14 protein-coding genes are annotated in these 12,770 nt (G+C 42.2%); 11 read left to right on the forward strand and 3 right to left on the reverse strand.

Translation table 11 applies throughout. From position 1 onward, the window contains the following. Window positions 1-58: 58 nt before the first annotated feature. Both DP73_RS15615 and DP73_RS15620 read left to right on the forward strand, forming a co-directional pair. Window positions 59-1,234, forward strand: coding sequence for an ArsA family ATPase (locus tag DP73_RS15615; protein ID WP_034600660.1), 1,176 nt, complete (start codon window positions 59-61; stop codon window positions 1,232-1,234). Further along, window positions 1,227-1,442: a hypothetical protein gene (locus DP73_RS15620; RefSeq protein WP_034600661.1), complete on the forward strand. Its 216-nt coding sequence runs from the start codon at window positions 1,227-1,229 to the stop codon at window positions 1,440-1,442. The genes DP73_RS15615 and DP73_RS15620 overlap by 8 nt, the downstream gene beginning before the upstream one ends. A gap of 202 nt (window positions 1,443-1,644) precedes the next feature. Here the strand turns inward: DP73_RS15620 and DP73_RS23540 are convergent, their stop codons facing one another. Next, entirely contained in the window at window positions 1,645-1,788 is a 144-nt protein-coding gene (locus tag DP73_RS23540; RefSeq protein ID WP_165574421.1) for a hypothetical protein, read from the reverse strand. Window positions 1,789-1,814: 26 nt separating this feature from the next. Then, complete coding sequence (locus tag DP73_RS24245) at window positions 1,815-1,937, reverse strand: hypothetical protein (protein WP_034600664.1); 123 nt, start codon at window positions 1,935-1,937, stop codon at window positions 1,815-1,817. A 366-nt stretch (window positions 1,938-2,303) separates the two neighbouring features. On the opposite strand from DP73_RS24245, the gene DP73_RS15630 reads away from it, so the two are divergent. The 5 genes from DP73_RS15630 to DP73_RS15650 all read left to right on the forward strand — a co-directional run bounded on the left by DP73_RS15630 (window position 2,304) and on the right by DP73_RS15650 (window position 8,064). Continuing rightward, on the forward strand, window positions 2,304-2,975 hold the full coding sequence (locus tag DP73_RS15630) for a TetR/AcrR family transcriptional regulator (RefSeq protein WP_034600665.1): 672 nt from the start codon (window positions 2,304-2,306) through the stop codon (window positions 2,973-2,975). Continuing rightward, window positions 2,972-4,009 (forward strand): biotin/lipoyl-binding protein, encoded by a 1,038-nt coding sequence (locus DP73_RS15635; RefSeq protein ID WP_034600667.1) that lies wholly within the window; start codon window positions 2,972-2,974, stop codon window positions 4,007-4,009. The genes DP73_RS15630 and DP73_RS15635 overlap by 4 nt, the downstream gene beginning before the upstream one ends. 18 nt (window positions 4,010-4,027) lie before the next feature. Further along, window positions 4,028-5,209: an ABC transporter permease gene (locus tag DP73_RS15640; RefSeq protein WP_034600668.1), complete on the forward strand. Its 1,182-nt coding sequence runs from the start codon at window positions 4,028-4,030 to the stop codon at window positions 5,207-5,209. A 240-nt stretch (window positions 5,210-5,449) separates the two neighbouring features. Beyond that, window positions 5,450-5,863, forward strand: a complete 414-nt coding sequence (locus DP73_RS15645; RefSeq protein ID WP_034600670.1) for a MarR family transcriptional regulator — start codon at window positions 5,450-5,452, stop codon at window positions 5,861-5,863. 338 nt (window positions 5,864-6,201) lie between these two features. After that, window positions 6,202-8,064, forward strand: a complete 1,863-nt coding sequence (locus DP73_RS15650; protein WP_034600672.1) for a cation-translocating P-type ATPase — start codon at window positions 6,202-6,204, stop codon at window positions 8,062-8,064. Between the two features lie 248 nt (window positions 8,065-8,312). On the opposite strand, the gene DP73_RS15655 is transcribed toward DP73_RS15650, so the two are convergent. Then, the gene (locus DP73_RS15655) at window positions 8,313-8,897 is read right to left on the reverse strand and encodes a Uma2 family endonuclease (protein ID WP_034600674.1); all 585 of its coding nucleotides are present in this window, start codon (window positions 8,895-8,897) and stop codon (window positions 8,313-8,315) included. A gap of 579 nt (window positions 8,898-9,476) precedes the next feature. Between DP73_RS15655 and DP73_RS15660 the strand changes: the two genes are divergently transcribed. From DP73_RS15660 to DP73_RS15675, 4 genes are all read left to right on the forward strand, one after another. Further along, window positions 9,477-10,238 carry a threonine/serine exporter family protein gene (locus DP73_RS15660; RefSeq protein ID WP_034600675.1) on the forward strand — a complete coding sequence of 254 codons (762 nt, stop codon included), beginning with the start codon at window positions 9,477-9,479 and terminating at the stop codon, window positions 10,236-10,238. Then, entirely contained in the window at window positions 10,235-10,690 is a 456-nt protein-coding gene (locus DP73_RS15665; protein WP_034600677.1) for a threonine/serine exporter family protein, read from the forward strand. The genes DP73_RS15660 and DP73_RS15665 overlap by 4 nt, the downstream gene beginning before the upstream one ends. Window positions 10,691-10,990: 300 nt before the next feature. After that, window positions 10,991-11,722 carry an NUDIX hydrolase gene (locus tag DP73_RS15670; protein WP_052090729.1) on the forward strand — a complete coding sequence of 244 codons (732 nt, stop codon included), beginning with the start codon at window positions 10,991-10,993 and terminating at the stop codon, window positions 11,720-11,722. Window positions 11,723-11,755: 33 nt separating this feature from the next. Then, window positions 11,756-12,763, forward strand: a complete 1,008-nt coding sequence (locus DP73_RS15675; protein WP_034600678.1) for a hypothetical protein — start codon at window positions 11,756-11,758, stop codon at window positions 12,761-12,763. Window positions 12,764-12,770: the final 7 nt, after the last annotated feature.

Here is a 12,770-nt window from a genome sequence, read left to right on the forward strand (position 1 = left end):
CAAGAATATAATACTTTAGGGGAAATAAAATGCCGATATAATGCAGGAGGAATTAACCATGAGAATTATTTTGTATACCGGAAAAGGCGGAGTGGGAAAGACCAGTATTGCCGCTTCAACCGCTTTGCAAAGCGCAAAAAAAGGCCAAAAAACTTTGGTTGTCAGTACGGACCGTGCCCACAGCTTGGGAGACTCTTTGGATATTAAGCTGTCTCCTGAGCCGCAAGAGATTCGTCCCAATCTCTGGGCCCAAGAAATTGATTCCGTGCACGAAGTTGAAAAAGGCTGGGGGCAGGTACAAAAATATTTAACCACCTTATTTACGGCAAAAACCATTAAAGATATTACCACGGAAGAATTAACGGTCTTTCCCGGCATGGAGGATTTGCTGAGTCTCTTGAGAATCCTTAAGTATTATAAAGAAAAGACCTTTGAGGTGATTATCATTGATTGTGCGCCGACAGGGGAGACCTTAGCCCTGCTTAGCTTCCCGGAAATGCTTCGCTGGTGGATGGACAAACTCTTTCCTATCAAGAGAAAAGCTGTGAAATTTATGAGGCCGGTAGCGGAACCAATTCTCGGGATTCCCTTGCCCACTGATTCGGTAATGGAAGAGATAGAAAAAATCTACCACGAGCTTGATGAAATGCGCCAGGTGTTTTCCGACCGGGAGATTACAAGTATTCGTATTGTTGTCAATCCGGAAAAGATGGTTGTTAAAGAAGCTCAGCGCAGTTTTACCTATTTAAATATTTACGACTTTAATGTGGATGCCGTTGTCGTCAACAGAATTATACCCAGTAATATTTCCGATCAGTATTTTTCCCTCTGGAAAGATATCCAGAAAAAATATCAGGAAATGATTAGAGACAGCTTTTCCCCTGTGCCCATCTATTATGTGCCGCTCTTTGAACAAGAAATTGTGGGCTTAGAGATGCTGGAGAGAATGAGTGAAGAGATCTTTAAAGGAGAAGAGCCCACGGCAATTAAGTACAATGCCCGGACACAGAAAATAAGCAAAGAAAATAACGAGTATATTATGGAGATCTATATGCCTTTCACCACAAAAAGGGATCTTTCCCTCAACCAAAAAGGGGATGAGTTGATTATCAGGGTGGGAAACATTAAACGAACCATTACCTTGCCCAGAACTTTGCAAAGTCTGTCTGTCCAAGGAGCTAAATTTGAAGATGAAATTCTGAAAGTTCACTTTGGAGGTGTCAGCAATGAATGACGAAATCCTTAAACAACTGGTTAATTTCAAATTGTCTTTATTTCATAAAGCTGTGGAGAGAATGCCTGAGCCCGTGCAAAAACCTATCAAAAGTATGGAAGCCCGGGTGATGCAGGCTCTTTATGATATCAGCAAAGAGTTCGTGGAGAAGACACCAGTTGGTGAAATTGATAGAACTGGTGGACTGAAGCAAATCAATGTGGAATGATTTACCGGGTGATTGAGTCTAAAGTGATGAAGGATGCACTGCTACGATATGTCAATGGGAATTCCCGAACCATATGACCATGTTACTTTGAACTTGGAAGCATCCGAATAATTAAACAGGCATACCTCCTTACTTATGGGAAGGTATGCCTGTTTAATTTAATGCAATTTTGGTGCTAATTTTGCTGAGGTTGCGTGCACTTTTAGAATATTACCCCTAAGGCAATAAGAATTAAAATAGCAATCGCGATAATTCCTGCACCGACTCCTGCACCGACTCCGCCATACCCATAACCAGCGACTGGGGCAACCTGAGGAGGACAGCATACATTACTCATTCCGTACATAATGTTTCCACCTTTCTAACTTAAAATTAGAATACAATTCCTAATGCGATGAGAAGAAGAATTATTATTACAATAGCCGCAATGCCAGCTCCAAATCCTTTTCCATGATCACAACCGCAAGCGGCTCCACTGACGTTACCAAATGCCATTTAACTTACCCCCTTTAATCTTGATCTAATCCATAATATGGAAAATATTGTAGTTTGAAATTTGTCTTGTAAAAATATTTGGATCAGTGAAAAATCTGAAATTCTAAACAAAAATTTATACCCACCTATGTAAAAATTAAAGAAGGATCACTTAAGAGTTCTATGCCCCAAGGCAGGAATCACTGATGAATCAATCAAAGGGAACTCGTTCTAAGAATCCACAGGCGTTGCTCTTGACAGACTAAGTTATAAGTTCTATATTATATCAAGTAACTAACTAGTTACTTACTTACTTACTTACTTGCTTGCTTGGACGTAAATCACGCGAAAGCAATCTATCAGCAAATGAAAGTGGTGACATGAAAAATGAAAGATAACTCGACACATCCCCTTAATACAGAAAAAAATGGTGACCTTACTCGGTCGGAGGAAAGCAAACAACGAATACTTTTAGCTGGAACAGCTATTTTTGCCCAAAAAGGACTCGAAGGTTCAAGAGTAGATGAAATTGCTGATGACGCAAAGATTAATAAGCGCATGATCTATCACTACTTCGGGAGTAAAGAAAACTTATATGTGGAAGTACTTCGTTACAATTATACTAAGCTCTATGCAAGAGGGTCGTCAGTAATCCAGTCAGGAACGGACCCTGAAACAGTGATTAAGCAGGCCATACGGGAATACTTTTATTATTTGGCAGAGCACGATGAGTTTGTGCGTCTAATGAGCTGGGAGGCTTTGAATCAGGAGAAATATGCGAACAGAGTCCTTCCCCAACTAATTGACCCTGCTGAGCCTGTGCTTCGTGAGTTTTTGCAAGAAGGCCAGCAGGCGGGTCTGATACGTAAGAATATTGATATCCGTCATCTTCTGGTGAGTGTTAATGCTCTATGCCTAGTCTATTTTTCAAGACGGGAGATGCTTCAGACCTTTTGGAAGGAGGATATGATGGCTCCTTCTATGCTCGAAGAGCGCTTGACACATATCCAAGACATCATCTTTAATGGAATACTAAAACATGGGGAGGAAGAAATGTGAACTTGCAATACATCAAAAAGGTAACAAAAATAATCGGTTTGTTGACCTTGGCTACAACCCTAACAGGGTGTGCTTCCTATTTTCCGGTAGGAGTAGCGATTGCTACTCAACAACAATCCGCTACATATTTCACTGGAAATGCTGAAGCTCAAGAAGTTAGCGTTAATACTAAAATTCCCGGCCGGGTAGTTAAGTTAAATGTACATGAGGGTCAGGAGGTCAGGACAGGAGACATAGTGGCCCAAATTGACGACAGTGATCTTAAAGCAAAGGAAGAAGCAGCACAGGCTGCCGTAAAGGTGGCTCAAGGAGACATTATCAAAGCAACAGCCGCAATGTCCGCCACAGACAGTGCGACCAACGCTGCCATCGCCAAAGCACAAGTTGGAGTTGAAAAGGCTAAAACCGACGCAGAATTAGTGCTGAAGACCTATCAACGTATGTTAGATTTACATAAAGCAAAGGTTATTTCGGATCAAGATATGGATGGAGCGGAAAATAAATATAAGCTGTCATTAGTAGGAGTGGAAGCTGCTGAAGCTGACTTAGGGATGGCTCAGGCGGCACGTGCACAACTCGACGTCTATGCTGCAGATATTCAAAGAGCACAGGCTTCAAAAGCTGCTGCCGAAGGGCAACTGAAGGAGATCGCAAATAATCTTGCGGAGGCTCAAATCAAAGCACCTTGTGATGGGACGGTTACTTCGCTTAACGTAAAAGAAGGGGAAATGGTCTCCCAGGGACTGCCCCTTATGAGTGTCACCAATTATTTGGACAACTGGGTTAACGTGAAGGTAAGTGAGAGTGTGTTGACTGATCTAAAGTTAGAACAGGAAGTTGCCATTCTGATCTCCAGCCAGGAAAATAAGAAACTTAGTGGGAAAATCATAGATATTAGTCGCAAACCAGAATTTGCAACCACCCGGGCTACCAATGATCGGGGGGAAAAGGATATCGTTTCTTATAATGTTAAAGTTCAGGTTAACTCGCCAGCCTTAAGGCCGGGTATGGAGGTTAGTGTAAAATTTAATTAAGGGTGAGGAGTCTGAACAATGGGTATTCTAAAAGTAGCCCTCCGTGAACTCAAGTATATTATCCGAAACAAACGAATGTTGGTAGTGATATTCATGATACCGCTGCTATATATGCTACTATTTGGTCTGATGTACAGTACTCATGTGGTTAAGGACATCAAGACTGTAGTTCTGGATTATAATAACACTGCCACTAGCAGGGCTATCGCCCAGGGGTTTCGGGATTCTGAGAAGTTTGATGTTGTTGGCCAGGTGGTAAGCGAAGCTGAACTACGCAGCGAGATGGAGAATCGTAAAATCACTGCGGGCATCGTTATCCCAGCAGATCTGGACGCTAAGATAAAAACCGGGGAAGGCAGTACCGTTCTGGTGATTGTCAATGGAACGAACCTATTATTCAGTAATGCTGTACTTTCTGCGGCTAATGAAATAGTAGGAACATTTTCCGCAGGTGCTAGTATCAAGGGTCTGGAGAGTGGAGCAGGACTGCTTCCGAACCAGGCAGCCTCAGCCGCCCTGCCCGCGCGAATTGCTCTTAGAATATGGTATAATCCAACCTTCAACTATGCGAACTTTTTGCTGCTAGGCTTAGCTGGTACAGTGGCACAGCAAATTGCCTTGCTCTATGTAGCAAGTGCTTTGTCAAGAGAAAAGAGTCTTGGAACGATTAATGAACTGAGGCCTTATAATGCAATAGAAGTGGTCTTGGGGAAGTTAACTGTCCACTTTCTGCTTAATATGTTGAGCGCTAACTTAGTCTATTATCTCTGCATTAGTTATTTCCAGGTGCCCTATCACGGCAGCATATGGATCTTTGAGTTGCTGCTTTCCGTCTTTCTCCTGACCATCATGTCCTTAGGAGTGATGTTATCTATTATTTGTAAAAACGAACTTGAAGCCACCCAATTAGCTATGCTTTTTGCTGTGCCTTCCTTCCTGATATCCGGCTTCACTTGGCCGCTTCAGGCAATGCCTGATTTTGTGCAGATGATTTCGAAAGTCCTTCCCCTTACCTATTTTGTCTCTGAAGTTAGGGATTTGGCCTTGATGGGAATTAATTTTGAGCAGGTTCTGCCTAATATCTGGACACTGCTAAAGATGACAGCGGTCTTTCTGCCGTTAGCCATCGGCTTAGTCCATCGTCAACTTAAAAAGGAATTCCAACAGGTAGAAGAAAAGTATACAGAAATAGCGGGATAGATGCCAGGCCCTTGAAATATGTTGAATCAGCATATTTCAAGGGCCTGAAGGTAGCATTGGGTAATACATTTATATAGAGATAGTAATATATCGGATAGTTAAATGTCTGAAATATCTCGACTTGACTATGGATAATAAGTCCTCTGGGCTTTGAACTATTGTCAGGGAGGGATATTTTTAGTATAATACAACTTGAATATCAAACAATATGGTGTTTTAACTAAATTTGGAGGATGGTTTATGCTTGAAGAATTAACCAATGAACTTTTATTTTTCTTTAACGGGTTTTCATCTTGGGAAAATTCAATAGTACGTGCAAGCGATTTAACAATTTCAGAGGCCCATGCCTTAGAGGTATTGGGAGAACACGAAAAAATGAATATGAAATCTCTAGCTCAAAAACTGGGAGTTACGACGGGAACTACAACGGTAACGGTCGATAGGCTGGAGAAGAAAAACTTTGCAAAACGTGAATCAACTCTGGAAGATAGACGGGTTAACTTAATTGTACTGACGGAAAAAGGGAAGAATGCTTTTGCGGAACACCATAACTACCACATACAATTAACGGAACAGATGGTCTCTGTATTGAGCGAAGATGAAATAAAGCAATTCCATGATACCCTCAAAAAGATAAATATGGAAACTTTTTAATCTGGGCAAGTAAAGTCTATGCTCAATTAAAAGGAGTCAGAAAAACGGATCCCTAAGAAAAAAGATACTTAATCCATTTTAATAAAGACTAGATGCCACAAAAGAAAAGTCCATCCTAGTCGATTTCCCTATTCGCAATATTTGTAAGTTACGGACATACATCGTTGTTGTGAGGGGATATTTTTATCGGAATATATCTTGAATATAGAATTATATGAAATACTTACTAAATTCGGGCGGCTTATGAGTGAGTAATCAACTCAAGGAAGACAGAAGGGGCTAACTTAATTATTTTAACTACAATAGTAAAAAGATAGGTATTTGAAAGGATGATATAGGTGATCAAACTATTACAAGACGACGAAAAAAGGACAGTCCTATTTCTAGCAATATCGTTCATTTCCGTCGTAATCAGCTTCTTAAATGTGGGAGATTTACCCTTTGATGTCGCATGGCTGGCAATTTTATTGTGCGGGATACCGATCATCAAGGGGGCCGTTGTCGGCCTCGTTACCGAATTTGATATTAAAGCAGATGTGCTGGTATCCATCGCCTTAATTGCCGCGGTTATCATTGGCGAAATTTTTGCCGCTGGCGAAGTCGCCTTTATTATGGCAATCGGTGCGTATCTGGAAGAACGAACTGTGGCAAAAGCCCGTGCAGGCATTGAAAAGCTGGTGCACCTCACCCCGACCACCGCAAGGGTTGTCTGGAATGGGGAAGAAGTTATTGTCCCTGCCGAGCAGGTCAAAGTTGGTGATACTCTACGGGTGCTTGCAGGCGAAACCATAGCTGTAGACGGCATCATTATCAAGGGACAAACCTCGGTTAATCAGGCAGTGATGACCGGAGAGAGCCTACCGGTTGACAAGTGCGAGGGTGATGAGGTTTATAGCGGTACGGTCAATCAGTACGGGACATTCGAAATGAAGACTACAAAAGTTGGTGAGGACAGTTCCCTGCAAAGAATGATAAGGCTGGTACAATCGGCGGACGCCGGCAAAGCGAAGATTGTCGGGATTGCAGACAGATGGGCTACCTGGATTGTAGTTATTGCCTTGCTTTCTGCTGGAGCCACTTGGTTGATGACAGGTGAAATAATCCGCGCTGTGACCATCTTGGTCGTATTTTGTCCTTGTGCTTTGGTGTTGGCAACGCCAACAGCTATTATGGCCGGTATCGGCAATGCCACGAAAGTTGGTATCCTGATCCGTGAAGGAGACGCTTTGGAAAGACTATCTGAAGTAAAGCGGATTGCCTTTGACAAAACAGGCACCCTTACTTATGGAAAGCCTGACGTCGCAGCCGTCGAAAGCTTTGTTCCCAGCCTGACCGTTACTGAATTGCTGTCTCTGACGGCTTCCGCAGAGCTGCGTTCCGAGCATCCGTTAGGAAAAGCCATTGTCGCTCATTACAAGCTAGCCACTAACCCATCTATACCGGAACCCAGCGATTTTCTGATGCTTGCGGGGCGTGGTGTTTCCGCCTTGGTAGACGGCCGCAGGATACTGGCCGGGAATGCAGAACTGCTGCGCGATAACTCTATCCTCTTAACCCCAACCATCGTAGAAAAGGCGGATACATACAGAAATAAAGGCTGCACCATCATCTTTGTATCTGTGGACGGCGAGCCTTCGGGCTTTATCGCCTTGTCGGACACTTTGCGGCCCGATGCTGTGAATGTGGTTAGGAAGATTGAGAAATTAGGGGTTAAGAACGTATTGCTAACAGGTGACAATCACCATGCCGCGTCTCATATGGCAAAGATCGCGGGAATTCAGGACATCCATACGGATTGCCTGCCCGAAAATAAAATGGCAATTATCGAAGAGTATCAAGGCCACGGCGACTTGGTCTGTATGGTAGGCGACGGTGTGAACGATGCGCCTGCTCTAAAAAAAGCTCATGTAGGCATCGCTATGGGAGGTATCGGCAGTGATATAGCCGTGGAAGCAGCGGACATTGCCCTGGTGGGTGACGATATAAAGAGCATTCCCCATTTGCTTGCCTTAGCAAAACGAACGATGAATACGATCAAATTCAATATGGCCATTTCTATGGCCCTAAACTTTGTCGCAATTATTCTGGCCATGGCAGGGGTTCTCGGACCTGTTGTGGGCGCGCTGGTACATAATGCCGGTTCAGTCGCGGTGATTATCAATTCATCCTTATTATTACACTGGAAGGAGAATGAAAAATAAGCCTGATGATTTTTACTAGTCTTGGTTTATTGGTGTAAGTGTGACGGGGATTGTTTTAGGTACATCCCAAGGAAAGTTTTACTCAAACAGAAGAGGTCTGGCTTTGGAATGTTCTATCTCATGGGGCGAAATACGAAAAATTGCACTTAAATAAGGGAACTTACTGTAAGTTCCCTTAAAAAATTTTAATAATATTCTGAAGCAAAATCATTATTAGGGTTGTTTAAGGAAGAGGGTATTCCACTTTGTCAATACTCTTTAAATACCTCTGATAAATCTATACTTATCGATCTAGATATCTCAGATTCTATTAGATCTGTTTCGCAATAGATGTCCGGGCGACCATATTTTCCTTCTTTGTCCAATTTGAAAACTACGACAGTTTTTTGCTCGGGGTAGATTATCAAATATTGATTGACCCCCGCTTTTTCATAGAGATAAAACTTATCCTTAATGTCTTTGCGTAGAGTTGATGGGGATGTTACCTCAATAACTAGATCAGGGCCACCAACACATCCATGATTATCCAGCTTATTTCGATCGCAGATTATAGTTAGATCAGGTTGTACAACACTATAAATATCGTCGCTTTTTTTCTCCTGTTCTGGTAATCTTACATCAAAAGGGGCACCAAAAACTTGGCAAGGACTGTCTTTAAGGGCGTTATAAAATTGAGCTATGAGTGTAGTAACAATTTTCTGGTGTTGTGTCGATGGTGCAGGGGTCATATTATAAGGAATTCCGTTAATGAGCTCCCACTTTTCTTCTTCCGACCAAGTTAGATAGTCTTTATAAGTGAATTTACGGTCAAGATTCTGTTCAGGTCGGCTCATCAAGGATCATCTCCTAACAAAGTTGATTAAAGAGTTCTATTTCTATTCTGTCGAGTTCCACATTTTACCTTAATTAATCATAACATAAGGGTTACCTAGCAGCAAGCGCCACTAATCTTGTGAGACCTGGAAATTTGGACACGACAGTTTAGGTTTATACGATGCATACGATTGGTGCATCGTTAATTTGTATCAGTCATTAGCGTAGACTGGAGATGTTTATAATGGGCAGAAGCATATCGATTACGACTGAAAGGAATCAGAGATGTGTATACCCGGTATCATTCTTAGGTATTTGACAGAGAGTCGGTTAGTTACTTATAATAGGGCCCTTGAATATCGAGTAATATATGCCACCAATGTGATCGAAGATGGGCAACAAATTCGAGTCCATGCAACACAAGGTATGTAGAAGTATTCTAATTGGGCCTTATGAAAATCATTCATTATCCTTCTTATCGAAGAAAAGGGCAGACATAATGATCCAAACAAGTTAGAATTAAACAATGGAATTTAGGAAGGTATTATTTTATACTTAACTAAAAATTTAACACCTCATGGGGAAGGTCATTAGATGATATGGTTACGAAAGAATTACTAAGTTATATACTAGATATTGGAGAGCTAATGCTTGTCAACGGTGCTGAAGTAAATCGCGTGGAGGACTCCATCAGTCGAATCTGCAAAGCATATGATGCGAAGCGGGTGGATGTATTTACTATCACGTCTAGCATCGTCGTATCTATTCAGTTGAAAAGTGGAAATACCCTCACTCAAACCAGGAGGATTTTAAGTTACTCAACGGATTTGGATAAGCTGGATAGACTTAATAATCTTTCTCACTACGTTTGTTCACACACACCCGAGGCGGAATATATAAGAAATGAAATAGAAAAAATCCGGATTAGACGCAAATATGGTTCTGTTGTCCAATACTTGGTATATGGTATGATTGCTGGAACCTTCACGATTTTCTATGGAGGCGACTGGAATGATGCAATTGTTTCTGCGGCTATCGGCATGATATTGAAATTAGCGATCACTTTTATCCAGAGAGTTGATAAGAATGTTTTTTTTGTAAATATCCTATGCTCCTTCGTTGTAGGCATGCTGGGGTTTCTGCTAGTTAGAATCGGGATAGGTCATAGCTTCGAAAAGATTGCAATCGGAAATATCATGCTTCTTATACCTGGATTGGCACTCACGAACTCAATAAGGGATATTATAAGCGGAGATACGATAGCAGGATTACTGCGCCTTTTTGAAGCTATTCTTGTAGCTTTGTCCATCTCTTTTGGATTCGGTTTGGTATCAGTTTTTGTTGGAGGCATGTTAAAATGATCCATACATATCAGATCATTACGGCTTTTATGGGTTCACTTGGTTTTTCGATTCTGTTCAATATTAAAGGAAGGAAATTAGGGTATGCCGCTTTTGGTGGTATGTTAGCATGGTTGATATACTTACTGGGTGGTCTCTGGCTAAGCGGGGAAATGACGCAGTACTTCATATCGTCCATTATAGTAACCTTTTACTCGGAGATCTGCGCCCGCATCGAGAAAACCCCAGCTACTACTTTTTTAACAGCTGCAATAATTCCACTAGTTCCGGGTCGGGCCTTATACTACACAATGAGCTACGCGATCGATGGTAAGTTTGGAGAGTTTGCCGAATATGGCTCTTATACGGTGAGTATTGCAGTTGCCATAGCAGCCGGTATTATGGTCGCATCTTCGCTTTTCAGAGTTTTTTTAGCATTACGCTCTTATGATTACCGTCATCATTCAATGTAAAAAAGAGGGGACTTTAAGCTTGCCATGCTTCAAGTTCATGGAGGAACTTATGTTCAACCACGCGAAAGCGTGAGGTGTGGAGAAGATGTTGTTATATTCCTCCTGAAAAATTAAGTAAAAGATGAAAGCTTGGAAGTCGCCCCAATCAATATTTATGCACCGTTATCAGCGGTGCTTTTTTGTGCTGTTGATTCATATAGTTTGATATAAAAAGTTAATAACAATTAGTTAATAACATATTGTAATTAAGTAAATAGTGGTATATAATTAGCTCAAGAAAATTCGAAAGGATCATAACCAATGAAACCTGACTTCAGCACCCACCACCGAATGAGTATAGCAACAGACATAGTGGTACTGACAACGGATAATAAGCCTCTCAATAATAACCGGAAAGTGGCAGAAAAAGGGCTGCAAATACTGCTCGTTAAAAGAGATGAAGAACCTTATAACGGATGCTGGGCATTACCGGCAGGCTTTGTAAATTATGATGAGCCATTGCTGGAATGTGCCAAAAGAAAACTTCGGGAAAAGGTTGGTCTCGATGATATTTATCTGGAACAGCTATACACCTACGGAGACGATGTAAACCGGGACGTCAGGGGCAGGGTTATTAGTACAGGCTACATTGCCCTGGCTCCCAAAGAGAAAATCCTTCTCAATTCAGAACGGGCCAGCAAGGAAGCAGAATGGTTCTGGCTAGAATCCTCAGCATCCGAGTGGGAGCCGGATAGCCTAAGTTTCATTGCGGTAAAAGACCCAAGTGTTCAGATTACAAGCCTGGCCTTCGACCACAGGATGATTATTGCTGATGCCCTTAACCGGATCAAAAATAAAATTATGTATACCGATGTAGGGTTTCACCTGGTCAATGAACTCTTCACAGTTAAGGAGCTGCAGACAGTTTATGAACTGCTCCTCGGCCGCGAAGTGCAAGCCTTTAGAAGGGTGTTAAACGATAAAATCATTGAGACAGACCAATGGACAGATGGGAAAGCTCACAGACCGGCCAGGTTGTTCAAGCAAAGATAGTATCAATCAATTAAGGAGTAAGGTGGTGACACCATGGTTGATATCAATAATCCTCAGGAGATCCTGGCAGCTGTAAAATGCGGGGACCTGTACTCCAACCACCCGATTAAAGCTAAGGAAGAGTATCGGTTACTTGTTCAGAAGTACCATCCGGATCGCAACAAGGAAACTATGGCTGAAGATGTTTTCAGGAAGATCAGAGATCTGTATGCCCAGGCCGAAATCCTGTTTGCATCCGGACAGTGGGAAGAAAGCAATATTATGGAATTTAAAACCAAAGATGGCAGGCACAAGAGGTTGAAGTATATTAAAGAGTTCCCCTTTGAACTGGGGGTGCAATACGTGGCATCTTCTGTGGTGGTTTATGTACTCGAGGCAGAGCACAAGAAATATTTTGCTAACGCCATTCAGCGGGTGAGTTCCCTAAGATATGAAAACCAAGCCATGGAAGATGAGTTCAAACGGTATTTCCCGAATTTCATGGCTAAGTTCGAGACAGCCGAAGGGAAATGGGTACTGGTCATAAAAAAGAGTAAGGACTTCGTTAGATTACAGGACCTGCTCAATTATTATCAAGGAAGGATTGAACCAAGGCATGCAGCCTGGATGCTCAGCCGGTTAGGCAGTATCTGCTGTTTTCTGGATTACAATGGCCTAGCTCATAATGGAATTAGTTTAGAGAATTGCTTTGTGTCAACTGAAAACCACTCAATCTCTTTATTCGGCGGCTGGTGGTACTGTGTCGGGCAGGGGGAAAAAATGCTCGGCACCCAGAAAGAGATTTACGATGTGATGGGGCCCCTAACCAAAACAAACAAAAGGGGCAGCATCACAACGGATCTGGAATCCATAAAACTTATCGGCAGAATGTTGCTAAATAAGACACAAGTGCCGGATAGTTATCAAGCTTGGTTGGAGAAGGGGGCTGCAGACTCGGCCAGAAAAGAGTTCCTGCGTTGGAACACGGCTTTGCGAAACTCCTATGGAGTTAGAAAGTTTATCCGAATGGAAGTCGGAGAGAAGGAAGTCTACAGTCTTTAATGACTGC

Origin of the sequence: Desulfosporosinus sp. HMP52 (genome assembly GCF_000765145.1) — a bacterium.
GTDB lineage: Bacteria > Bacillota > Desulfitobacteriia > Desulfitobacteriales > Desulfitobacteriaceae > Desulfosporosinus.